14 protein-coding genes and 3 pseudogenes are annotated in these 24075 nt (G+C 64.7%); 4 read left to right on the top strand and 13 right to left on the bottom strand.

The features are described from left to right. Nucleotides 1-2: 2 nt before the first annotated feature. The 3 genes from K2M58_RS01610 to K2M58_RS01600 all read right to left on the bottom strand — a co-directional run bounded on the left by K2M58_RS01610 (nucleotide 3) and on the right by K2M58_RS01600 (nucleotide 9028). Nucleotides 3-3287 (bottom strand): 5'-nucleotidase C-terminal domain-containing protein, encoded by a 3285-nt coding sequence (locus K2M58_RS01610; protein ID WP_220678006.1) that lies wholly within the window; start codon nucleotides 3285-3287, stop codon nucleotides 3-5. Between the two features lie 156 nt (nucleotides 3288-3443). Beyond that, on the bottom strand, nucleotides 3444-4451 hold the full coding sequence (locus K2M58_RS01605) for an S-layer homology domain-containing protein (RefSeq protein ID WP_082910551.1): 1008 nt from the start codon (nucleotides 4449-4451) through the stop codon (nucleotides 3444-3446). Between the two features lie 854 nt (nucleotides 4452-5305). Continuing rightward, on the bottom strand, nucleotides 5306-9028 hold the full coding sequence (locus K2M58_RS01600) for a 5'-nucleotidase C-terminal domain-containing protein (RefSeq protein WP_220678005.1): 3723 nt from the start codon (nucleotides 9026-9028) through the stop codon (nucleotides 5306-5308). 656 nt (nucleotides 9029-9684) lie between these two features. Here K2M58_RS01600 and purU point away from each other — a divergent pair. Beyond that, nucleotides 9685-10569, top strand: a complete 885-nt coding sequence (purU, locus tag K2M58_RS01595) for a formyltetrahydrofolate deformylase (RefSeq protein ID WP_220678004.1) — start codon at nucleotides 9685-9687, stop codon at nucleotides 10567-10569. Between the two features lie 197 nt (nucleotides 10570-10766). Here purU and K2M58_RS12495 read toward each other — a convergent pair. Together K2M58_RS12495 and K2M58_RS01585 are read right to left on the bottom strand one after the other, a co-directional pair. Next, nucleotides 10767-11169: pseudogene (locus K2M58_RS12495) on the bottom strand (RNA degradosome polyphosphate kinase); the annotation flags it as partial. A 431-nt stretch (nucleotides 11170-11600) separates the two neighbouring features. After that, a complete protein-coding gene (locus K2M58_RS01585; protein ID WP_245637726.1) occupies nucleotides 11601-11864 on the bottom strand; it encodes a YgaP family membrane protein in 264 nt (87 codons plus the stop codon). Nucleotides 11865-11953: 89 nt separating this feature from the next. Here K2M58_RS01585 and K2M58_RS01580 point away from each other — a divergent pair, with 89 nt between their 5' ends. Beyond that, a complete protein-coding gene (locus K2M58_RS01580; protein ID WP_220678003.1) occupies nucleotides 11954-14038 on the top strand; it encodes an asparagine synthase in 2085 nt (694 codons plus the stop codon). Between the two features lie 96 nt (nucleotides 14039-14134). Here K2M58_RS01580 and purK read toward each other — a convergent pair whose 3' ends face one another. From purK to K2M58_RS01560, 4 genes and pseudogenes are all read right to left on the bottom strand, one after another. Then, a complete protein-coding gene (gene purK, locus K2M58_RS01575; protein ID WP_220678002.1) occupies nucleotides 14135-15370 on the bottom strand; it encodes a 5-(carboxyamino)imidazole ribonucleotide synthase in 1236 nt (411 codons plus the stop codon). 182 nt (nucleotides 15371-15552) lie between these two features. After that, nucleotides 15553-16032: pseudogene (gene purE / locus K2M58_RS01570) on the bottom strand (5-(carboxyamino)imidazole ribonucleotide mutase); the annotation flags it as partial. 127 nt (nucleotides 16033-16159) lie between these two features. Beyond that, a complete protein-coding gene (locus K2M58_RS01565) occupies nucleotides 16160-17389 on the bottom strand; it encodes an MFS transporter (protein ID WP_220678001.1) in 1230 nt (409 codons plus the stop codon). A 308-nt stretch (nucleotides 17390-17697) separates the two neighbouring features. Beyond that, on the bottom strand, nucleotides 17698-19068 hold the full coding sequence (locus K2M58_RS01560) for a TrpB-like pyridoxal phosphate-dependent enzyme (RefSeq protein ID WP_220678000.1): 1371 nt from the start codon (nucleotides 19066-19068) through the stop codon (nucleotides 17698-17700). Between K2M58_RS01560 and K2M58_RS01555 the strand changes: the two genes are divergently transcribed. Further along, nucleotides 19043-19306, top strand: a complete 264-nt coding sequence (locus K2M58_RS01555; protein ID WP_220677999.1) for a hypothetical protein — start codon at nucleotides 19043-19045, stop codon at nucleotides 19304-19306. The two genes, K2M58_RS01560 and K2M58_RS01555, sit on opposite strands and share 26 nt — an antisense overlap. A 54-nt stretch (nucleotides 19307-19360) precedes the next feature. Then, entirely contained in the window at nucleotides 19361-20674 is a 1314-nt protein-coding gene (locus K2M58_RS01550; RefSeq protein WP_220677998.1) for a polysaccharide deacetylase family protein, read from the top strand. A 126-nt stretch (nucleotides 20675-20800) separates the two neighbouring features. On the opposite strand, the pseudogene K2M58_RS12490 reads toward K2M58_RS01550, so the two are convergent. From K2M58_RS12490 to K2M58_RS01535, 4 genes and pseudogenes are all read right to left on the bottom strand, one after another. Continuing rightward, nucleotides 20801-20896: pseudogene (locus tag K2M58_RS12490) on the bottom strand (protease); the annotation flags it as partial. Between the two features lie 292 nt (nucleotides 20897-21188). Next, entirely contained in the window at nucleotides 21189-21752 is a 564-nt protein-coding gene (locus tag K2M58_RS01545; RefSeq protein WP_220677997.1) for a hypothetical protein, read from the bottom strand. 250 nt (nucleotides 21753-22002) lie between these two features. Further along, nucleotides 22003-23355 (bottom strand): sensor histidine kinase, encoded by a 1353-nt coding sequence (locus K2M58_RS01540; RefSeq protein ID WP_220677996.1) that lies wholly within the window; start codon nucleotides 23353-23355, stop codon nucleotides 22003-22005. Nucleotides 23356-23361: 6 nt separating this feature from the next. Continuing rightward, nucleotides 23362-24051, bottom strand: coding sequence for a response regulator transcription factor (locus K2M58_RS01535; RefSeq protein ID WP_066200631.1), 690 nt, complete (start codon nucleotides 24049-24051; stop codon nucleotides 23362-23364). Nucleotides 24052-24075: the final 24 nt, after the last annotated feature.

Raw genomic sequence — 24075 nt, 5'->3', positions numbered from 1 at the left:
CTTCAGGGCAGTTCGACCGGATCCGCCAGCGGTCGAGGCGCTCGGTCCGGATCGCTCGAAAACGCATCGAGAACATAAATTTTTACAATATATGCCTTCCCGCTGACGTTAAAATAAGCATGCACCGTCTCCGGTTCTCCCGACCAGGCATCCTGGTCCAACGCGACGATGCCGGCCGGCTCAGGCGCGTCCCCGCTGCGCTCTAAGAGCTGGAAGACGACCACGGCGCTTCCGGCAAAGGCCGAAGCAGGTCCCACGGTGACGGTCGCCCGAAGGCCGTCCGTCCGGTCGAGGCTTGGATTGAGGATGCGGAAGGGCCGATCTTCGGGAGCGGGGAGAGAAGGCGCCGCGATGTCTTCCGCCCCGCGGGGCTTGACCTGATAAACGCCGTTGTAGACGCTCGCCACGCCGACGACGTCGACGCGATCGCCGTTTCGGAACGTGAAATCTGGGTACGCCAATCCGGTGCGATTGTCCACCCGGACGACCACGGCACGTCCCGCCTCGTCGGTGGCCTTGAACTCAAACGTGCCGTACGCGTTGACCGGTTTCAGTTCGGAGATGAGGACATCCGCCAGGCGCACGAGTTCCCCTTGATGCTCTTGCACCTGATCCGGGCGAATCGTCTTCGCCTCGGGAAGGGCTTGGTCCGTCTGCAGGACCCGGACGTCGAGCGGCGTGTCGATCTCCCACTCGCCGAAGTAGTTTTTCGTCTTCCCGATCACCTCGACCAGGTCCCCGCGCCGGACATCGAACGCCGACTGATAGACGTAAAGCCCGCCGGTGTCATCCTGGAGGTAAAAGCCTTTGGCGCCCCACGCGCCGGGGGTCGTCGTGACGACGCCCTGCACGCGGACGGGCGTTCCTTCGGCGACGTTGCGCGCCTCTCGGATGGAAAGGAGCGGAAGATCCGGCACGTCGCCGGTGCGCTGGATCCGGATGCGCCCTTCCTTCTTCGCTTCGACGCTCCCCTGGGTCGCCATCAAGTGTCGGGCATACTGCTCCAGCGCGTCGGTGACCAGGCCGACCATCGTGAAACGAATCTCGCCGAGCGCCGGAAACGGATAGCCGGAGCCGCCGGTACCGATGTAATCCGGCACGACGACGCGATACACCTTGTCCGGGTCGACGGGTTGTCCGCCGATTTCCATCGTGACGTCTTTGAAGTTGCCGAGGGCGTCCGTCACGATCGTATAGCGCATCCCGGACACCTGCAGATCGATGCTGTTGCGCCCCTCGCGCGTGTAGGAATATCGAAGGATCTCGCGGAGCGCGCGGCCCGGCAGGTCGATCACCGTCAGCTGATTCGCAAACGGCTCGATGCGGTACAGATCGCCTTTGGTGATCGGCCCGGGCTTTAAGTCATCCCGAATGCCGCCGGCGTTCATAAAGGCAATGTCCGGATGCATGTCCTGGAGATAGAAGCGCATGGCGTCGGTCCAGAAGTTGCCGAGCGGGACGTCGCCGCTGTTTTTCCCCGACTGCGAAAGTCCGTTCTTCGTGACGCCGACTTGCTCTTTGAGGACATCTTGGACGGCCTCGGTGTAGCGGTCGACGATCGCCTGGATCTTCGGATCGGCCTCCGAAAGAGAAGCGACGGGGATCAGTTCGCCGTCCACCGCCGTGACCCGCTTCGTCTGCGGATCGATCGTAAGCCACGTGTGGCCGATATGGGTCAAATGAGCGCCGGTCTGGACGATGGGGACGCCGTTGACGACCGACGGTTTGTTCAGCGTCGTATGGCTGTGCCCGCCGATGATGAGGTCGAACTGCGGGAACCGTTCGGCCAGCGATTGGTCGTCCGGGTAGCCGACGTGACTGAGCAAAATGAAGACGTCCACCTGATCTTTAAGCCAGAGGTATCGTTCGATCGTCTCCGCGTAATCGTCGAACGCAAGCCCGACGACGTTCTTCGGCGCCGTCGCCGGCGGCGCCTGGGTGATGGCCAGAAGGCCGACGGTGAGGACGCCGGGCTTGTCCCGGTCGTAGGCGTCTCCCGGCCGGTAGACGGTTTTGTGTCCCGCTTCGTCGATCTGGATCACGACGTACGGGTCCGGCGGGGCGACGGGCGTCGCGCCCGAATCGACCACCCGGACGTTGGCCGCCAGCCACGGGTAGGTCGAGGCGTTCCGCCGCTCCATCATGATCTCCGGCCCGTAGTCGAAATCATGGTTGCCGATGGCCATGGCATCGAGGCCCACCGCATTGAACAGCTCGACCATCGGTTTCCCTTTGGCCAGATCCGTCACCGCATCACCGCTGAACTGGTCGCCGTCGTCGATCACCAGCGTATAGGCGTGTTCGGCGCGCGTGCGCTCGATCACCCTGGCCAGCTTGGCAAAATCTTGAATCTTCCCGTGGATGTCGTTCGTGTGGATGATGTGCAGGGCGGACGTATCCTTGGCCGGCGGCGCCTCACGGACCGTGACGTCGACGCGCGCCGTGAGGCCGCCGTAGACCGCCTGGACGACCGTTTGACCGGGAGAGACGGCGGTGATGAGACCGCCCGCATCCACCGTCGCGATGCGGGGATCGGCGCTCGCGTACGTCGCGTAAGGCGTGACGTCCGCCGTTTTCCCGTCGGCGAAGACGGCGGTCAGCGAAAGCTGCCCGGTGCGATGTTCTTGGAGATCAAGGACGACGTTCTCCGGGTCGGCCTGGAGCTGCTGGACGGCCTCGGCCGGCGGGGCGGACGGCAGGGTGTAGACGGCAAAATCGTCGATGTTGATGCGGGGCGGCGTTTGGGTCGAGCCATCCGTCTTCTGCACTTTGAAGCGGATCGGACCGGTGTGGTGAATCTCAAAGGAAGCTTTTTCCAGCGTCGAACCGCTGGGGACTTCCGGTCCGGCGTCTTGCCACGTTTGCCCTTGGTCGATCGAGTACTGTAACTTCCATTTGCCGCCCACGTCTCCAGAAAATCCTGCATTTGCATGCCAAAGCTCTACGTAGGCGACATCGGTCACGGTCACATCGAAGTTCATCGTCAGCGATCCGCTTTTTTGGATGCGGATGGACTGATTGCCAATTTTTTTATCCCTTGCATCTGTACCAAGCAGCGCATCGTCGAGCTCCCACGGTCCCGTCGGGAGATTGACGGTGTCCTTCGCATAACTCTGTTTTGTCCCCTGCTCAAACCCTTCATAGAGCACCAAGACCCGCTCGGCCGTCTCAGCCGTCGCCTGCGCCGCTCCGAACAACGGCACATCGGCCGCGCCGAGCAACGCCATGACGAGCAGAAGCGAAAGCCACCACCGCCGCCGCGGACGAAACGGCGCTTTCTCGAACATCCCGATCGCTCACCTCCCGTTGGTCGGCTCGGACCATATATTTTTTGGCGTGGCATTTAATGGGCATATCGCAAGAATATCGAGTGATCAGCGAAAAGCCCGGCGCCAAACCGGCCGGGCCTTTTGCTGATCAAAATCGGGGCGGCTTCCGCAAGATCATGGCTGAAAAACAGCGTTGTACAAGAGCGCCGCCGCTTCCGCCCGCTTGGCGTTCGCTTTCGGGGCGAAGCGGTTGTCGCCGACGCCTCGGATCAGTCCTTTCTCCTGCGCCAGGCCGACCGCTCCCTTGGCCCAGGCGCTGATGCTGCCGCCGTCGGCAAAGGTCGGCGTTTTCCCGGCCGCCTCGTCCTTCATCCCCAGCGCGTTCACCAGCACGACGGCCATCTCTTCCCGCGTGATCGGCGCGTTCGGCCGGAACGTTTGGCCGTCGCCGGCCATAAGACCGTGTCGATAAGCCGTCGCCACGACGTCGCGGTACCAGGCGCCTTCCGGCACGTCGCGGAACGGATGCGCCGCCCGCTCGACGGGGAGGCCGAGCGCGTTCAGCATGAGCGCCGCGAATTCCGCCCGCGTGACGTTCTCGTTCGGGGCGAAGACGTCTTCGCTTTTTCCTTTCACGATGTGGTGCGCGGCCAGCACTTCGACGACGTCTTTCGCCCAGTGGTTCTGGAGGTCGGCAAACGTTTTGTGATAGGCGATCGCCGCCACGGTGCCGAAGCGGCTCATCTTGGCCGTGAGCGTCTTCTTCGCCGCGTCGGCCCTTCCGCCGATGTACTTCCAGCTGCCGTCGGCCTGCTTCAGGTAGGCGCCGACCTTGCGGACGTCGCTTCCGCCGGCGACGAGGTTGAGCGTGACGTCGATCGGCTGTTTCAGACTTCCGGGCCCTTCGATCGCATAGGCGAAGGAGACGACCTCCGTCGTCGGCGCGGCCGCGATGCGCACCGTCTCGCGCTTCAGCTCGGCGACGCTCACTTTGAGGCTCAAGCCGCCGTCGCCCGCCACGAACGCGTCGAGGGCTTCGCCGGGAATGCTGACGGTCAGACCGCCGTACCCGACGTTTAAGGCCTGTCCGCCCGCCTTGACTTTGGCGACGGCGTCTTTGTCGACGGTCAGGGCGAGGACATCGCCGGCTTTCAGGGCAAGGCCGGAGAAGTTCAGGGTCACGGTTTTCCCGCCGGCAGAGAGAGCCTGATCGATGGCCTCACGCGAGACGCTGAGCGTGACGGATCGCGTCCCGTCGGCGCTCTGGGTGATCGTGGCTTTGCCGCCGGGGAAAGTCTGCTCCGTCGAAGGCTTCGCGCCGGGAGCAGGGCTCGTTCCGCTGCCGCTGCCTCCGCCGGAACCGCCAGAACCGCCGCCGCTGCCGCCGGAACCACCACCGCCGCCGCTCCCGCCACCGGAGCTCCCGCCACCGCCTCCAGAGCTCCCGCCGGAACCGCCGCCACCGCCGGAGCCGCCACCGGGCGGAGGAGGCGTCGTGCCGCCGCCGGAACCGCCGCCGTCGGACGGCGGTGGCGTGCTCCCGCCTGGGGCGACTGAAAACGTGGTGTTCGCAGTAACCTCGCCCCAGCCGACGACCACCGTGTACGTTCCCGCCATGGCATCTTCCGGCAGGCGAAACGCCGTCTGTAGGCGCCGTTTTGTACGGCGGGCACGTCCACGAACAAGATCGTCCGGTCCGGCCGGAGGACCTTGACGGTCACCTGGCTCAGCGTCGTCGTCCCTTTGAGATCGACGCGATCTCCCGGTTTTTTAGCTGCGACGGGCTCGACGGTCACCGCCGGGGCAGGGGAAGTTTCGGCCAAGGCGGCTTGGGGGAAAAGCCCGAGCAGCAAGGCGAGCCCCGCGGCGATTTTCATCAACCGCTCTATCGTCTTCACCGACCGATCCACCCCGCTCGCTCTTAAACTCCGTTTACGCGAACCGCAAAAGGCGGGACCGGGCCCGGCGCCGACCGAGCCCGGCCGATCCCTTTCATGATCCGAACGAAAACCGGATAATGTCGTCTGTGCACTGTTTTACTCGACGGGCAGCACCAACGGTTCCGCCAGGCTTTTTTCCGCTCTGTCCGGGCTGCCGCTGAAGCCGTCGAGGATGAAGACTCTCACCTCATAGCCGCTGCCTGTGACGTTGAACCGCCCGTAAAGGGTCTCGGGTGTCCCGGACCAGCCCTCTTTCTCCAGGGCCGTGATCGCGATCGGTTCGGGCGTCCCCCCTACGGACCGGAGAAGTTCGAAGATGACCGCTGCCTTGGAGGCGTACGGCGCCTTGGGTCGCACCGTCACCCGTGCCGTAATGCCGTCCGTCTGATCGACATGGGACTCCAGACGCTCGAAGAGCGCCTCCTCGGATTCGCCTGCTTGGCCGGCCACGTCGACGATGCGGCCTTCCACGCCCGCGTATGCTTCACCCACCGTGCCGATCTTCTCCAGGTACGCCACAAACACTTCGTAATCCGGGTAGAACAGGTTGGTCATCTTGCCGGCATCCTGCGCCGCCTTGAACATCGTGTAGCCGTCGCCGCCGTCCGCCATGAATTTGTTCGTGACGACGGTATAGGTCGCCTTCGGATCGATCGGCCGGTACCCATTTTCTGTTTTGATTTCCACGCCGACGATGCGCTGGCCCGCCGGCTTGGATGAATCGTACCGATAGCGCAACCCGGCGACGTGCGGGAAGTAGCCTTTCTTTTGCTCCACCGCCGAGACGCCGTTTTCCAGCGCCGCGATGAGGTCCTCGCCGCTCAGCTCCAGCGTGACCAGCACATTGCCGAAGGGCAGGACTTCCATCACCTGACCGAGCGTGATCTCACCGGCGGGAATCGAGCTGCGAATGCCGCCGCCGTTGGTGATCGCCACTTGAGCTTCAGGCACGAAAGAGCGAGCAAAGTCCAGCATGCCGTCGGCGATAAGGTTGCCTAAGTTCGTCTCCTGCGTGCGGACGTGATCCCGCTCGCCGTCGAGGAAGACCGCCGTTTGACCGACCACCGTCTGCTTCAGCGCCTGGATCGGCCCGTCCAGTTCATCGATAAGCGCTTTGGCTTCCGGATCTTCGGCGACGGTGTAATTGCCATCCGCGTCTTTGTCGCTCGTGGGGATGAGCTTGCCGTTTGCATCGATGACGTCGCCCTGGGCGTTAAACGTCACGTCAAGGCGACCTAAGTACTTCCGGTGCTCGTGGGCCTGCACGATCACCGTCTGGGTGCCGTCGGCGTGCTGGATGACGACGGGCTCGTCCAACCGGGTATGGGAGTGGCCGCCGACGATGACATCGATCTCCGGGACCGCTTCGGCCAGCGTGAGGTCTTCCGCATAGCCGATGTGCGTCAGGGCGATGATCTTCTGCACGCCTTTTGCTTGAAGCTGAGCGACCGTTTCTCGCGCCGCTTCGACCGGATCGCGGAAGCGGATGTGTTCCCCGGGGCTGGAGATGAAGGCCGTCTCCGGCGTCGTAAGGCCGAAGAGCCCGACCTTTTCGCCGTTTACGTCGAGGACGACCGCCGGATAGATCTTCCCCCCCAGATTCGACGAAAGTTCGTCGATCGTCGATTCGCCGATCGTCGTTTCGACGAGACCGCCGAGCGCCGGCTCTTCGCCGAAGTCGATGTTGGCGCTCAGAACGGGGAACGGCGCGTCTTTCACAAACTTGGCCAGGCCTTCCGGCCCTTTGTCAAATTCGTGGTTGCCGATCGTCATCGCCTGATAGCCGAGAAGGTCCATGAAATCCAGATCGGCCAGACCTTCATATTGGGTGAAAAAGAGCGTTCCGGTAAACACGTCGCCGGTATCAAGCAACAGGACGTTTTCCGCCTTGGCCCGCTCCTCTTTGATGAGCGTCGCCAGGCGCGCCCCGTTTTCCAGATGGGCATGCGTATCGTTCGTGTGCAGGATGGTGAGGCGCCACGCGGATTCGCCCGGCTGAGGCTGCGGCGCCCCGCCTTGAGCCGGCGGCACGTACATCGCGAGCAGCTGGCCGCCTTCGACGAGCTCCGGATCGGTGTGTGTGAAGTGCGCCTGAACGTCGAGGAGGTACCAGCCCTCGCCGAGGATGTCGGAGACGTCGATGATGCCGGACGACTCTTCGTCGTTGGTCAGGAATTTCTCGCCGCTCGGGGCGAAGCGTCTCGGATCGTGCCGGGCGACTTCCTCCAGCTTGCCGTCGGCGAGCGTGTAACGCCAGACCTTGGCGATATGGTCGTTTTTGCCCGGGTCTTCCTGGATCAAGATTTCGCCGCGGGGGGTGACGGTGAGGTTGTCCATCATTTTCTGCCCTTCGTCGCCCTTAAGGAGCATCTCGATCGTCCCGCCGACCTCCGGCTGCGTCACGTCGTTGAAGGTAAGCTTCCACAGCCGGCTTTTGTTGTTCATCGTGGCGGTGGTGACGAAGTAGAAGACGTTCGGGTCATGCGGGTCCCACGCGCCGTCTTCCGGCCGCTGGAACTGGGTCACCCCGCCGGCGATGATCTCCTGGGCCAGCTCGGCGCCGCTCTTGTTTCTGGCATCGCCGAACGGATGCAGCGTGAACGGCTTCGGGCCTTCCCACTGGGTGTCGTCTTTCTCTTGCGGCAAATCTTCCACCTTGAGCCCGTACAGCGTCCCGTTGTTCAGCCCGGCTCGTTCGGCCGGATTTCCTTCGGACTGCTTTTCGCCGATATAGACGAAGACCGTCCCGGACCCTTGTCCAGGGGAAGTATCATCCAGCCCGATGACGACCGTCTTTTCGCCCGTCTTGGGATGGACGAGGATGTTTTCCCAGCTGGCCTTCCCGAGGGCCGGGAGTTCATAGCTCGTCCCGTCCAGGGCGTGGGCAAAGGCGCGGCCCTCACGGCCTTTTTCCTCGCCGTTCATGAACAAGCGACCCGGATAGCCCTTGCCGCTTTCTTCATCATAAAAGGCGCTTTGCGGCGGCAGGTCGGCCGAGCACAGGCGGGACAGGGCGACGTCCTGGACCGGCGCATCGTATTGATTCTTTTCCTTATTCCACAGCATAAATTGCTGAATCAGGTCTTCTCCGCCTTTGACTTCCAGCGTCTCCTTATCAATGATCCACTTCGACACGAAGGCGCCCTTCGCCCCGTGGGCGCGGACCGCTCCTGCGGTGTTCGGAAGTTCGTGGTTCATAAGGAGCGTAAACGTGCCGTCGCCGTTGTCGTAAGCGCCGAGGCCGTCGGGGATCCCGACCATCCGGTAAGGCTTCCCGTCCTTCCCGGGGACCGCGTCCCCGACGGTCAAAAGCGACTTGATCTCGACGCCGTCCATCGTCGGCACGAGGTACGGCGGCTTCGAGCTGCTCGGCCCGCGGTTTGGATCATCTTCAACGACGGGGACAAAGAGGGAGATCGTATCCGGGGACGTGGCGCTGATGGTCACAACCCCCGGGTAGCGGTAGTCTTTGCCGTCAACGGTCAGCGTGACGCCGTACGTCCCCTCCGGAAGCGTGACCGTCGCCTGACCGCCGCTCACCGCGAGTCCCGCATAAACGTCCTCGCCGACGGTCTTGCCGTCTGCGTCCGTCTTAAAGATCGTCATCGTCGCCGCCGGCACCGGGCGCTGCTCGACGTCGGACACCGCAAACGTCACCGTTTTCCCGGTGTAAACATCCTCGGTCACCGTCGTGCTTTCACCGGCCGCCTCCGCCTGCGCCGCCGGGAGGCCGAACGGCGGCACGAGCAGCGTGACGACGAGCGCCAGCACCAAAGCCACCGTCAGCGGTCGCATCTTGCGCATGACTCGGTCTCCCATTTTCTCCTTCCCCTCCTCCGCGCTTCTCCTTGCTGCCTGGCTGCTTCCCCAATTCTCTCATCGGCTCATCGTCTCAGCCGGTCCACCGCCGCAAGCCGCTCTCGCCTTCCGCACCGTCACCGGACGGCGCCGGACCGCCCGGCATATGGAGATGCCGCATCCAATTCCGTCCCCCCTCCTTGACAACGTGCATGAAAGATGACGCCATGCCGCACCCCAGATAGCGCCTTGGATCGACATCGCGTGCAATTCTAAGTTTACTAGACGTCTTTTAACGTCCCGTAAAGGTTTTGTTAAGTTTCGGTGAAGGCTTCGTATCATGTTTTTAAATGACGCCGCATCTGCTCTGCCGGCGGGCGGCCGCTTTCGCATCGGGGCGTCGAAGGCTGCCCGAAAAATCCTCTTGCAGACCCAACCGGCCGCCGCAACAAAAATTGTCAAGCATCCCCGACTTGAGTAGAATACCGCTCAGTGCGGAAATCACGTTGCGCCTTCCGCGAACCCCAATGCGACGCTCGACGCGCCCACTCGACCGGTGCCCCGGAAATTTTCTTCGCCCCCTTCCCGCCGATCCGACGGCGGCGGCCACCGGTCGGCGCCCGCCGCCTCGGAATCTGCGACTTCCTACGACATCCCCAAAAAGGAGCGCAAGCGCGATGTCCCAAAAGCTGCGACCGGAAATCCTCCAAAACCGGGCCCGCATTCTCCTCTCCTGCCCCGACCGGCCGGGCATCGTCGCCGAGACGGCGTCCTTCCTCTACCGGCAGGGGGCGAACATCGTCGCCCTCGATCAGTACACGACCGATCCGGCCGGCGGGCTCCTCTTCATGCGGGTCGAATTCGATCTCCCCGACCTTCCGGCACAAAAAAAGGCGCTCGAAGCCGGTTTTGCCGAGGTCGCGCGCCGCCTGGATATGCAGTGGGAGATCCGCTACGCCGCCGATCGAAAGCGGATCGCCGTCTTCGTCTCCACCGCCGATCACGCCCTCCTGGAGCTCCTCTATCAATGGAAGACGGGAGAACTCGCCGGCGACATCGTCCTCGTCATCTCCAACCACGAGACGCTGCGGCCGGCGGTGGAACCTTTTGGCCTTCCCTACTTTTACATCCCGGTCACCCCGGAGACGAAGCCGGAGGCCGAAGCCCGGCAGATCGCCCTGCTCACCGAATACCGCGTCGACCTCCTCGTCCTCGCCCGTTACATGCAGATCCTCTCGCCGGAATTCGTCCGGCGGTACCCGAACCGCATCATCAACATCCACCACTCGTTCCTGCCGGCCTTCGTCGGCGCCCGGCCGTACGAGCGGGCCTACGCCCGGGGCGTCAAGCTCATCGGCGCCACCGCCCACTACGTCACCGAAGAACTCGACGAAGGGCCGATCATCGAGCAGGACGTCGAGCGGGTCACCCACCGGGCGGATGTCGCGACCTTAAAAAAGATCGGCCGGAACATCGAACGCATCGTCCTCGCCCGGGCGGTGCAGTGGCACCTGGAAGACCGCATCCTCATCTATCAAAATAAAACGATCGTGTTCTACTGAACACGATCGTTTGATTTTGCGCCTTTTTACGCCCGCCGGCGGCGAAGGCGCCGCGCCTCGTCGCGGAGGAGCGCAAAGATGTCCATCTGCGCGTCGACCGCCGCTTCGCCGTCTTTCGGTCGGACGCGCACGTAGCGGCCGTCGGGCAGAAGCTCCCGCGCGTTCACGCTGTCGCGCAGGTACAGCTCCAACTGCGGGTTGTAGTTCCCCGTCCCAAGGTGCACGTAGCGCACGAGATGCCCGGCTTCGCGGCGGACGACGAGCGTCATCTTGGCGTGCGTCTTCAGACCGACGAGCCCGTACGTCACATGGCAGCCGGCGTCTTCCAACTGACGCGCCCATTCGATGTTCTTCTCCTCATCGAACCGCGCCCGGAGTTCGACCACGACCGACACCTGCTTGCCCGCCTCCGCCGCGCGCATGAGCGCCTGAACGATCGGCGAATCTTTTCCCACGCGGTAAAGCGTCTGCTTGATGGCCAAGACGGTGCGGATCTTCCGCCGCCGTTTCGATAAAACGGACGATCGGCTGGAACGACTCGTACGGATGATAAAAGAGCAAATCCCGCCGGCGGATCGCCGCAAACAGGTCGTCCTCGCCGTAGCGGACCAAGAGGTCCGCGCGATCCACGATGCGCCTGATCTGAGGGGCAGAAATATTTCAACACGGACGAGGAGGAGGCATGGAAGAAGGCGCAGCAGGCCTCGAGAGAATCCGCTCAGGCTTGTGCCCAAGCGGCCTAAGTGCTCACCGCTCCATTCGCCAAAGAAGGCAATTTTACACACGATCTCGGACTTGACCCATGACCTCTGTTCGTCGGGCCGGAGGTTTGCCGCCGGCTTCCTTCAGACTCCGCCTCGCGGCGGACGCCCTTGCCTTAAGCGAACGGTTACTGCCGTCTTCGCCGTTCGGGACTTTCACCCTATCGACAGCGCCCATGCCGGGCGCCCCAAAATCGCCGCCCGAATCGGAGTTCCGGGCGGCGGGGAAACCGAATATGCATATTCGTTTGTGCCGATCCGAGAAAAAGTTCAGGACGACTTACGCGTCGAGATGCCGAAGATCGCATAAAGCGGACAAAAGCCGATCAGTCCGGTGAGAAGCGGAACGAGCCCGATCCATCCCCACGGCGTCTTCGGACCGACAAAGACGAGAAACAGAAGCACGATGCCGATGATCACGCGGATGACGCGGTCGACGGGGCCCATATTGGCCTTCATCGTCTCCCCTCCTTCCCAGAAGTTCTTCAATTCTTTCGGCGCTTTCATTATACCTTCCGTCGTAAGTCCGGTCAACTCAAGCGTTCCCCTTGCAAAGCCCGGAAAAACCTGCGATACTGCGAGCGGTGGATGAAACAACGGTCAATCAGACGGGAGGGCCGGCCATGGGCGGGCTTTGGGGCGTCATCGACCGGCCGCAAGCGTTCCGTGCGGCCGCCATTTCCTTTTCAATCCCAACTCCGGCGAACGCAACGTCCCGGACGGGCGTCGATCGGTTCGTTCGCGCCCCCGGTCGAATGGAGACCGTCGGCGATGAAGACATTGCCGGCGGCGAAGACGAACTCGAACGCGTGTTTTTACAGATGGCCGCCCGCGGGCCCAAAGGAAGCCGTCCGGAGCTCGTCTACGCCCGGGCAGGCGTCCGCATCGGGCGCTGGGAAAGCGCCGACGACCGCTTGCCCCCCCACCCCGCGGAAGCATTCGGCGCTTGTCTCCGGGGGGCGGCGGCCCGATGCCGTTTCGCCGTCCGTCGGGGAGCATTCGACCGGCGCACCGGCCGGTACGCCTTGATCGCCGGGGAAGTGACGAACGCCGAAGCCCTCCTCCGTGCGGCCCGACAGCTTGTGGGCGGAGATCTTCCGGAGGCGATCGAGGGCGACGCGCCGGAACGGGCCTTCCTCGTCCTGTTCGACGCCGACCCGGAACGGGCGCTCCGGTTTCTTGACGGCGCCTACCTCCTCTATGTGGACGATCCCGCCGCTTTTGAGGCGCTCCTCGTCCGGGACCCGTTCGGCCGCCAGAGCGTCTTCTACGCCGTCGACGGCAAACGGGTCCTTTTTGCCACCGAGCTTTCGGCGGCGGTCGCCGGCCGCAGGCGGGCGCCGGAACCCGACCCTTCGGCCTTTCTGATGTACATGACGCTGCAGTACATCCCCGCCCCCGCAACGCCGTTTCGCGATGTACACGCCCTGTTGCCCGGACACCGGCTCCGCCTTCGGGCGGAAGGCTTGGCGATGGAGCGTTATTTTGCACCGGCCTTTTCCCCGGTCGACCGGCCGGAAGCGGAGGCGATCCGCGCCGTCCGGCACGCCGTCGAACGGGCCTTTCTTCGGGTCTGGACGCCGGGTCAGACCGGCGTGCTTCTTTCAAGCGGCGTCGACTCGGCGATCCTCGCCGCCCTCGCCCACCGTGCCGGCGGAGGGCCGGCGTTTTCCCTCTGCTTGGACGGCGAGACCGACGAATGTCCGCCGGCCGAGGCGACCGCCCGGTCGCTCGGCCTTTTTCACCGGAAGCGCCGCGTCGGGCCGGAAGAATTTTTCGCCCGCGCCCCGCTCGCCGTTCGAGCCTTCGGCGTTCCGCTCGGCGATCCGTCGGCGGTGGCCCTCTATCTGCTCACCGAAGCAGCCGCCGGCGAAGCGGCCGTCGTCCTCTCCGGCGAGGGATCGGATGAATTTTTCGCCGGTTATCGCATCTATCGGGAGCCGGCGGCCCTCGCCTGGGCCGCGGTGCTGCCGCCCCCCTGGCGGCGGAAACTGCTCGCGATGGTGCGCCGGCTCCCCGACTTTTACGGAAAAAACTTTCTTATCCGCTCCCTCACGCCTCTGGAAGAGCGGTACCTCGGCAACGCCAAGGTGTTCGTCGACGATCGGCTGCGGGTGTTTCATCCGGACGTTCGGCCGGCGCTCCAGGACGGCCGGGACGCTCTCTCCCTCATCAAAGAAGCGTATACCGCCTTTCCGCCCGGCCTGGACGACGTCCAGCGCATGCAGCTCATCGATATCCTCTTTTGGCTTCCGAACAGCATCCTCGTCAAGGGCATGCGCTCCGCCGCCGCCCACGGCCTTCGGCTCGGCCTGCCGTTTATGGACCGATCCGTCTTCCAAGTCGCCGTCCGGATGCCGACCGCTCTGAAGATCCGGGACGGGCAGACAAAGTGGATCGTCCGGGCCGCCTTTCGCGATCTTCTGCCCCCGGACGTCGTCGAACGGCCAAAGCTCGGTTTTCCCGTCCCGCTTCGGCGGTGGCTCCAGACCGGATGGGCCTCTCCTCTCCTCGAGCGGATCGACGCCTCGCCGCTTTCTGCCTGGCTCGACCGCGCCTACGTCGCCGACCTCGCCCGCGACCACATCGAAGGGCGGCGCGACAACGCCCGCAAGCTGTACGCCCTGTACGCCCTCGCGCTCTGGACCGAAGCGCATCTTGGGCCCTCTCAGACGCTCGCCGAAGTTGCCGGCACGGAATGCCTTTAAGCGCGGCGCCGAAGACGGCGCTTAAGGCGTAGGCCACCCCGTAGGCCACCCCGCCCGAAAGGCGGGGCCCGGCCGGCGGCCGGGCCCCGCGACCCGCTACGGGTTTTTCCGTTCTGCCTGAAGTTCCGGCCACACGCCCGTCGCCTCGGCGAGCCGGAGCGCCTCTTCGACGGAGTCGGCGAGGATGTTCACGTGGCCCATCTTTCGTCCCGGCCGCGCCTCCGCTTTGCCGTACAGATGGACTTTGAAGCGCGGATCGAGCGTCGGAAGGGCCTTCAAGAGCGCCGGGAGATGCTCGCCGAGGACGTTCACCATCACGACCGGCGACCAGAGGCGAACCGCGCCGAGCGGCAGACCGGACACCGCCCGGACGAACTGTTCGAACTGCGAGGTCGACGCGGCGTCCAGGGTGTAGTGGCCCGTGTTGTGCGGTCGGGGGGCGAGCTCGTTGACGACAAGCGCGCCGTCTTTCAGCCAGAAAAACTCGACCGCAAGGAGCCCGACCGCGTCGAGGTGGGTGGCGATGGCCCGGGCCAGTTCGACCGCCCGTTCTTCGACCGTCTTCGGCACCCGGGCCGGCACGATCGAGCGGTGCAAGATCCCCCGCACGTGGACGTTTTCCGCCGGCGGGAAGGTCGCCATCGCTCCGTCCGCCCGGCGCGCCACGATCACGGAAAGCTCGGCGCGGAAAGCCAGTTCCCGCTCGAGGATGAACCGGGCCCCCGCCGCGTCCCCTTCCGACCGCGCCTCGCCGGACCGACCGGCGCCGGTTTCGCGGAAAGCCGCCCGGACGATTGCCTCCGCTGCCGCCGCCTCGGCCGCCGTCCGGAGGCGCCACTGCCCTTTGCCGTCGTAACCGCCGGTCGTCGTCTTCAAGAGCGCCGGCAGGCCGACCGTCCGGAGCGCCGCCGGCCAGTCTTCCGGCCGGGCGATCGCGGCATACGGCGCCACCGGAAAACCTCCGGCCGAAAGGGCGGCCTTTTCCAGGGCACGATGCTGCGCCAGGCGAAGAAGCGCCGTCCCCTGCGGCACCGGCACCGATTCGGCCAAGGCCGCGACGGCCTCGGCGTCGAGATGTTCGAATTCGTACACGACGACGTCGCTCGCCGCCCCGAGGCGCAAAAGCGCCGCGCGATCGGAAAAATCCCCGCGGACGAAGACGTCCGCCACCGGCCGGGCCGGCGCCTCCTCCGCCGGATCGAGCACGGCAAACCGATACCCCATCGCCCGGCCGGCGAGGGCGATCATCCGGCCGAGCTGACCGCCCCCCAGAATTCCGATCGTCCGGCCGGGAAGAAGCGGCGCCTCCGGCCGAACGTCTTTAGACCGCATCGCCCCGCGTCCCGTCGAAGGCATGTCCCTGCCGTCCCTTCCCCTCTGGCTCCGAATCCGGACGCCGATCCATCGGGTCAGCCGTCCGAACCGTCCGGCCGACCCCGATCCCCTCCTGGAACACGGCCCGGTCCGGACGGCTCAGCGCTCTGATCGTCTGCCGGCGGAAGCGCCGCCTCCGCCAGCACCGCCTCCCGCATCGCCGCCCGCCGCCGCCGGAGCCGCTCGCGGATCTCGCCGTCCGAGGCGCCGAGGATCGCCGCCGCCAGAAGCGCCGCGTTCGCCGCGCCGGCCGCCCCGATGGCGACCGTCGCCACCGGTACTCCGGCCGGCATCTGCACGATCGAAAGGAGCGAATCGAACCCCCGAAGCGCCCGCGACTCGACCGGCACGCCGATGACGGGAAGGACCGTCTTCGCCGCCACCATCCCGGGAAGATGGGCCGCCCCGCCGGCGCCGGCGATGATGACCCGGATCCCTCGCGCCTCCGCCGTCTCGGCATAGCGGAACATCTCGTCCGGCGTCCGGTGCGCCGAGACGACCCGCGCCTCATACGGGATGCCGAGTTCTTCCAGCACTTCGGCCGCCTTTTTCATCGTCTCCCAGTCGGAGCGGCTCCCCATGATGAGTCCCACCCGAGGAGCATGAGCCCCGTCCGCCATTCGGCCGCTCCCCCTTCAAGTTCCGAACGTTTTCATCTATTATACCCGGATCGTTCCGAAAAAGTATACCCGGATCGTTCCGAAAAAGCATGCGGCGCCGGCGAACGGGCCCCATTCGCGCCGACGTTTACCTGAGCCCCGGTTCTCCCGCGCGCCTTCCCCTTTCGGCGGCGCGGCCGAGCTCCGCCTCCATCGTGACGGGCGCCCCGGCCCGGAACCCGGCCAGAACGGTCAGTCCCGAAGTCACCAGCAAAAGCGAAAGCGCCGCCGGCCGACCGGCGAGGTCGAGGAGCGCCCCGACGCCGACCGGTCCGACCGCCGCAATGAGATAGCCGACGCTTTGGGCCATGCCCGAGAGGGCCGCCGTTCCCGCCGCCGTCTCGCTTCGAAGGCCGATCAGGGCGAGCGCCAGGCTGATCCCCGCCGCCTGGGCCACCCCGAGGGCGACGACGACCGGCACGACCGCCCGCGCCCCCAGCGCGGCATAAAGCCCCCAGCCGACAACAAACAACCCGCCGACGAGGGCTCCGAGCCCCCGCTGGCGCGAAAGGCGCACCGCCACCCAGGGAAAAAGAAAATTGGCCGGGATGCCGATGAACTGCGTCGCCGAAAACCACCACCCCGCCGCCCACTCCGGCACGCCTTCCGCTCCCAGCATCGTCGGAAGCCACGCCGCCGCGGAAAAAAACAAAAACGACTGCAGCCCCATAAACGCCGTCACCGCCCACGCCGTCGGCGAACGAAGCGCCGACCGGAGCGAGGCTCCGGAAGCCACCGGCCGCTCTCCGGCCATGCCCACATCGGCCGACCGTTCGTCGGCCGTCGGGTCCTGGCGACCGAAGGCGGCGGCCCACACGAACGCCGCCGCCCCCGCGGGCAGGCTCCAGAGGGACAGCACGAGCGGCCACGGCCACCCCCAGGCGAGGGCCGCCGACGCCGTCGCCCCCGTCGCCAGGGCCGCGGCGAGATTCAGCATCATCGTGTACAGCCCTGTCAGCGTCCCCATCCGCTCCGGATACCGCGCCTTGATGAACGCCGGCAAAAGGACGTTCAGCGCCGCCATGCCCACCCCGGCGGCCAGCGTCCCGACGGCCATGGCGCCGTAGCCGTCCCACGGCCGGAGCGCCAGAGCCAGCGTCAACCAAACGAGCGCCCCGCCGAGGGCCTTGGACAGGCCGAGCCGCCGGGCGACGGCCGGCATGAGGGGAGAAAAGAGGCCAAAGGCGACGATCGGAAGCGTCATCAGCGCTCCCGCCGCACCGGCGCCGACGCCCCACACCGCCTGAAAGGCCGCCATCAGGGGCCCCATCGAGGCGATCCCCGTCCGCATATTGGCCGCCGCCAAAAGAAGCGCCACCACGCCGAGTGCCTTCCCGCCTGCCGTCCAGCGCGTCGTTCTCCCTCCCCCCGATCGGACTTCGGACCCGCGGTCGGCCGCCCTTCCGGGCCGGTCTCCGCCCCTGCGATCGGTCCGCTTTCGCGCGACCGCCAGAGCCGCCGGCAGCTTTCCTCCAGAAAAACGCCGGGGCCCGAAACGACGGGCCCGTCCCTCGCGATTCTTTTCATTTTACCAGATCTTCATTATACCAGATCGATCCGGATCGGTCCGAAGACGACCTCTTCCGCGACCTCGTGGATGAGGCGATCGACGAGCCGAAAGACCGCCTACGCCTCCTCCGCCACCGGCACGACGCCGGCCAGCGTCTTTTTGAGCTCCTCTTCCTCCGGCGCGACATCGTCCAGCCGTCCGGCGAGATACGCCTCGTACGCGGCGAGGTCAAAATGGCCGTGGCCGCTCAGATTGAACACGATCGTCGGCCGCGTCCCTTCTTCCTTCGCCCGGAGCGCCTCGTCGATCGCCACCCGGACCGCGTGGGCCGACTCCGGCGCCGGTACGATCCCCTCAATCCGGGCAAACTGCACCGCCGCCTCAAAGACCCGCCGCTGGCCGACCGCCCGCGCCTCGATGATCCCCTTCCGGTAGAGGGCGCTCACCAAGGGGCTCATCCCGTGATAGCGGAGCCCGCCGGCGTGAATCCCCGGCGGCATGAAGCCGCTCCCGAGCGTGTACATCGGAAGAAGCGGCGTCAGCCCCGCCACATCGCCGAAATCGTACCCGTACGCCCCCCGCGTCAGCGTCGGGCAGGCCGCCGGCTCGACGGCGATGAAGCGGATCTCCCGTCCCGTCGTCAGCCGTTCATAGACGAACGGAAAGGCAAGCCCGGCAAAATTGCTCCCGCCGCCGGCGGACGCGATGACGATGTCCGCCTGCTCGTCGATCGCGTCAAGCTGCTTTTGTGCTTCGAGGCCGATCACCGTCTGGTGGAGCGCCACGTGATTGAGGACGCTTCCGAGGGCGTAGTTCGTATCGCCGTGCGTCGCCGCATCTTCCACCGCCTCGCTGATGGCGATGCTGAGGCTTCCGGGAGAATTCGGATCCCGCTTAAGCACCGCCCGGCCGGCCGCCGTGCGCTCGCTCGGCGACGGGATCACCTCGCCGCCAAAGGCGTTCATCATGATCCGGCGGTACGGCTTTTGCTCGTAGCTCACCTTCACCATATAGACGGTGCATTCCAGGCCAAAAAAGCGGCAGGCGACGGAAAGCGCCGTCCCCCACTGCCCGGCGCCGGTCTCCGTCGCCAGGCGCCGGACGCCGGCCTTCCGGTTGTAGTACGCCTGCGCCACCGCCGTGTTCAGCTTGTGGCTGCCCGACGCGTTCCCGCCTTCATACTTGTAAAAAATCTTCGCCGGTGTCCCGAGGGCTTCTTCCAGCCGCCGGGCCCGGATGAGCGGCGTCGGCCGCCAGAGGCGGTAGATCTCCCGCACCGGCTCCGGGATCGGGATCCACCGCTCGGCGCTCATCTCCTGCTCGATGAGATCCGGCGGAAAGATCGCCGCCAGATCCTCCGGCCGAAGCGGCTCCCGCGTCGCCGGATGGAGGGGCGGCGGCACATCCGGAAGATCCGCCTGCAGGTTGTACCAGTGCGTCGGAAGCTCCGCTTCGGAGAGGATGATCTTCGTCTCCTCTCGGCTCAACTCATCTCATCCCTTCTCCAACGGATTTTTTCTCGTCTCGTCGGATTTTCCCCTTCGAATCCGGCCGATGATCGGGCCGGACCGACGTTTGGAAGAAAAGGCCGGCCGGCCTTCCGCCGGCGCCGCGCCGACGGCTTGCCGACGCCGCACCGATGACTTCAATCATAACGCGAAAAAAACTCAAAATCCAGCCGCCGGCCGCAACGAAGCGACGCCGAATCTCGTCCAGATAGAATAGACGAGCCAGACAAGAAGCGACATTCTTCGAAACGCCCCGAAAGGAGTAGCCCCCATGCGCTCCCCGGCCGCGCCCTTCCTTCGCCGGATCGTCGCCGGAGGGATCGCCGCATCGCTGGCGATCCTTCTCCTCGCCGCCTGTTCCCCGAACGCCGGCATCTCCCCTCCCCCCGCCTCCAAAGGGGCGGCCAAAGAAACCGTCGCGCCGGGTCCGAACGGCGCCGCGGGGCGCTCATCCGCTTCATCCGGCGCCGCCGCCCCAACCGGCGACCCCGTCGGGACCGCCGCCGGCGAGCGGTCCGCGCCGCCTTCGTCCGGAAACGGGCCGGCCGCCGCGGCGCCCGATCGTTCCGCCGACCCCCCGACCGAAAATCCCGCCGGGACGCCGGCCGGAACCCCCGCCGGAGCCGCCGCTTCCCGCGTTCCGTACGACGGGCCGATCGAGCACCTCTTTTTCCACCCGCTCATCGTCTATCCCGAGCGGGCCTTTACCGGCGACCGGCTGGCCAAAGGCTACGACGACTACTTCGTCACCGTCCCCGAATTCAAAAAGATCCTCGCCTCCCTCTACGAACGCGGCTACCTCCTCGTCGACATCTTCGACGTGCTGGACGTCCGGGAGGACGGCACCGTCGCGCGAAAGACGCTCCGCCTCCCCGAAGGCAAAAAACCGCTCATCCTCTCCGTCGACGACCTCAATTACTACCCGTACATGGTCCGGCGCGGCAACGCCGTCCGGCTCGTCCTGGACGAAGAAGGGAACGTCGCCGCCGCGTCGATCGACCGCGACGGGCGCCCGGTCGTCTCCCGGGACGACGAAATCGTGCCGATCGTCGACCGCTTCGTCTCTGAACATCCCGATTTTTCGCTGGACGGCGCCAAAGGCATCCTCAACCTCACCGGCTACGAAGGCATCCTCGGCTACCGGACGCAAAACCCCGCGCGCCCGGAGGCCGAAGCGGAGCGGCAGGCGGCGCTTCGGGTCGTCGAACGGCTCAAGGCGACCGGCTGGCGCTTTGCCTCCCACAGCTACGGCCATCCCGACGTTGCGAAAATCTCCCTCGAACGGCTCAAGGAAGACACCCGCAAGTGGAAAACCGAAGTCGAGCCCCTCGTCGGCCCGACGCCTCTCTACGTCTATCCGTTCGGAAGCCACGTCCCGCCGTCCGACGCAAAATTCCGGTTGCTCCAAAGCCAGGGCTTTCACGTCTTTTTCGGCGTCGGACCCAAACCCTACCTGCGGATGGAGCAAGACTGGGCGTTCATGGACCGCCGGCACATCGACGGCATCGCCCTCAAGACGCAAAAAGACCTCCTGCGGCCCCTTTTCGACGCCGACGCCGTCCTCGACCCGGCGCGACCTCGCTGACGACTGCGCCGCTTGCGAACGCGCACCGCCGAGCCCGAACCCCAAAATCTCGCTTCCGCTCACTGCTGACCGGCTCGCTATCGCCTTGAACGGGACGCACGCTCAGGCGTCCCTCTCCTCCAGCGCCTAAGCGAGCGCCCGGCCGTACGCCGGCAGATCCGGCGACCGCCGGGCCGAGATGAGGTTTCCGTCGACGACGACCGGCTCGTCGACCCAGTACGCCCAGCGGTGCGGGCACTGTGCAAAAAAGAACCGATCCGGCGTCCGATTCCGGTGCCGGAAGTGCGGAAATCCCCGGAATTCATTCCGGGGAGGAGGTCAGCGTCACGTAGAATTCCTGCAACACCTGAACGCTTAGACAGCCATGGCCCGTATTCAAATGTGTTTTGCCTTTCGCAACACTTCTTTGGAGAACGAAAGGGTCACGTCCTGGTACTCCACGGCATCCACCTCCACGCAATTTAGTGTATTCCTTTGCAAAAAAAAAGCGGAAAGGAGAGGAGGTCGGCATTCATTAAAGCGTAACGTATCCTTGGACCGTCACTTCATGCGTATCGGTATTGTAGATCGCGATCGAATAACGGTCGGCGACCTGAATCGTAAACGTCTCTTGATCGGCCCCGCCGGTAAACGGCACGTAATAGAAGTTGCCTTCAGAATCGATCAACCCGACGTACAGCTTCGCATCCCGCGGAATCCAAGAAAGGGAAATGGTCACTTTTTCCCCGCGCGTAAAGGACCACCACGTTTCGGACGCCGCTAACGTCTGGCCCGGAATGGTTAGATTGATGGCGTAGGTCGCCTCAACGCCGATGTCTTGAAGGTGCTTCGTCTGCCCTTCGTCAAACGGGAACGGGAGGGTCTGTCCTGTGCCCCATTCTCCCGGCGCGGCAACGTTGACGCGGTGATCGCCGACCGTGACGCGGTCGGATGTGTTCTGACCGTCCTCAAGAGCGCGTTTTGTGGGCGTTTTCTTGCCTTTCGTCGTCACCGTCACCGGCCCGTTTTCCTGGGCGCTCACGTCCTTCATTTTCGACGAATCTATGCTTGCGTTTGACATCCCGAGCGGCGCCATCACCGACGAAGTGTTCCTTTCATCATTTGCAGCATAGGCGACATCCGCAGCGTACGCAAGTGGTGTACGAATATGGAAAGCCCAAAGAGAAAGACCGTGAACGCTCCAGCCCAAAGCCATGCTTTTCGCTGTACTTTCATGATCGTTCAGGCCTCCTTGCGATGTTTTCCTCCCCTCTCCTTTCCGCCGCTTCCATCATACAACGGAGGGCATTAAGCCCCCGTTAAGTTTTGGGTAAGGCTTCTGTTAAGTTTTAAGTTTTGGGTTTCATGGGCGTTCGGTATGGTCCTCGGCCGTGCGGAAAGCGGAGGGCAAAAACGCTCCCTTTCCCCGGAGCACTTTCCACCTCGACGGTTCCCCCGTGCAGTTCGGCGACATGGCGGACGATGGCGAGACCCAGTCCGACGCCGCCGCTCTTTCGACTTCGCGAATCGTCGAGGCGATAAAAACGCTCAAAAATGCGCTCCTGCGCTTCTTTTGGAATCCCTATGCCGGTATCCTCGACACGAATCGTCCAAAACGCCCCGTTGTCGGACAAGAGGCGGATCCAGACGCGGCCACCGGGGCGATTATACCGCACGGCATTGTCGATGAGATTGGCGACCGCCCGTTCGATGAGCCGCCGATCGCCGAGGACAAAAGCTTCGGCTTCCGCGGCATCGTCGATGTTGACGGACAGCGTGACGCCGTGCGCTTCAGCAAGCGACGACAATTCCTCGACGACATCAAGAAGGACGGCCGCAAGGCTCACCGCCTCCCGTTCCAGATTGCCTTCCCCCCGCGCCAGAACCAATAGGCCTTCGACCGTCTCCTGGAGCCGCTCGACCGCCCGATCCAACCCCTTCCATGTCTCTTCGTTCCCGTTTTGGCCCCTTTTTGATTCCGCCGCTTGGTCATCCAACAGCGTGCGAAGCGCGGCGAGCGGCGTGCGAAGTTCGTGGGCCGTGGCGGCGACGAAGTCGCGTTGCTGTCGAAACGACCGCTCCAGGCGCGCCAACAGAGCGTTGAACGATTCGGCCAGCACCCGCACTTCATCCGGAGGCCCTTCGACCGGCAGGCGCACGTCCAGCGTACCGACCTGCACGTTGCGGACCGCCTCGGACAACTTTCGCACCGGATCCAGCGCCCGACCGCTTAAGACGTACGCGCCGACCGCGCCGAAGATCGTCGCCAGGGCGACGGTCAATAACGAGATCCAGCGATATTCCTTCAAAACGGCGGCGTTCAGCATGGAAAGAAGCGACAGTCCATGGTTTTCTTTTTCGGTCAACGGCGGAAGCGGAAGTTTTTCAACGGCTACGGATCTTTTGGTCTCCGGCTCGATGCGAGCGATCTTCTCGCTTCCGCCTGCCGGCGGACCTGGCGCAGTCGGCGCCCGATCAAAAGACGGCGGATCAAGAGGGGATTCGCCGGAGATGAAGGGATCGGCGCTTAAAGAAATCTCCACCATCCGGAGCGGCCCAAGGAGCGCTTGCGGAAGGTGCGAAGATGCCAAGGCGTCGATGAAGAGCCACTCCGCCGTTCCGATCACAAGCAGTAAAGCCGCAGTCCACAGGGTGAGGCGACTGCGCAGGGTCAGGCGGCGCTTCCAAAAAACGGGGCGCACGCATCTTCACCTCCTCGATTCGGATTCGTCCGTGCGCAACCGATACCCGCCGGGGACAGTTTCGATGTACCGCGGCGCATCGGCGCTGTCGCCGAGCTTTCGCCGAAGCGCATGGATGTGTACGCGAACGCTGGCGGTGAACGGATTCGCCGATGCATCCCAGACGTGTTCCAGCAGATCTTCCTGCGTGACGACTTCGCCGGGACGCCGCATGAGATATTCCAAGATGGCGAATTCTTTCTTCGTCAACGACAGCCGCTCATCTCCCCGCCAGGCGAGGCGCCGCAGCGGATCGAGGCGCAGCGTTCCGACGGTCAAAACCGGCGTGCGAGCGCGCGGATCGCGCCGGAGAACGGCGTGAATGCGGGCGAGAAGTTCGGCGAAATGAAAGGGTTTGACGATGTAGTCATCGGCGCCTTCTTCCAGCCCGGCGATCTTATCCTGGAGCCCATCGCGCGCCGTCAGCATGATGATAAAAAGCTCCGGCCGTTTTGCCCGGAGCGCCCGGCAAACGTCAAGTCCGTCAATCTTGGGAAGGTTGAGATCGAGAAGCACCAGGTCATAGGCATGTACGTCCGCCAGCTCTAAAGCCGCTTCGCCGTCGTGGACGATATCGACGGCAAATCCTTCCCGCGAAAGCCTTCGAGCAAGCGCCTGCGCAAAGTCTGCTTCATCCTCCACGAGAAGAAGGCGCATGGCATCGAGCCCCCGAACCGCCAA

It is taken from the genome of Hydrogenibacillus sp. N12, from assembly GCF_019645935.1.
Taxonomy (GTDB): Bacteria; Bacillota; Bacilli; order Thermicanales; family DSM-22653; genus Hydrogenibacillus; species Hydrogenibacillus schlegelii.
Note: the sequence above shows the minus strand (reverse complement) of the source record. Positions and strands in the feature narration are given on the sequence as shown.

Excerpts from the sequence above, each read along its gene's own strand:
- K2M58_RS01610 (WP_220678006.1), bottom strand. The coding sequence starts at position 3,287 with ATGTTCGAGAAAGCGCCGTTTCGTCCGCGGCGGCGGTGGTGGCTTTCG.
- purK (WP_220678002.1), bottom strand. The coding sequence starts at position 15,370 with ATGCGGTCTAAAGACGTTCGGCCGGAGGCGCCGCTTCTTCCCGGCCGG.
- K2M58_RS01580 (WP_220678003.1), top strand. The coding sequence starts at position 11,954 with ATGGGCGGGCTTTGGGGCGTCATCGACCGGCCGCAAGCGTTCCGTGCG.
- purU (WP_220678004.1), top strand. The coding sequence starts at position 9,685 with ATGTCCCAAAAGCTGCGACCGGAAATCCTCCAAAACCGGGCCCGCATT.
- K2M58_RS01550 (WP_220677998.1), top strand. The coding sequence starts at position 19,361 with ATGCGCTCCCCGGCCGCGCCCTTCCTTCGCCGGATCGTCGCCGGAGGG.
- K2M58_RS01600 (WP_220678005.1), bottom strand. The coding sequence starts at position 9,028 with ATGGGAGACCGAGTCATGCGCAAGATGCGACCGCTGACGGTGGCTTTG.
- K2M58_RS01555 (WP_220677999.1), top strand. The coding sequence starts at position 19,043 with ATGATCTTCGTCTCCTCTCGGCTCAACTCATCTCATCCCTTCTCCAAC.
- K2M58_RS01535 (WP_066200631.1), bottom strand. The coding sequence starts at position 24,051 with ATGCGCCTTCTTCTCGTGGAGGATGAAGCAGACTTTGCGCAGGCGCTT.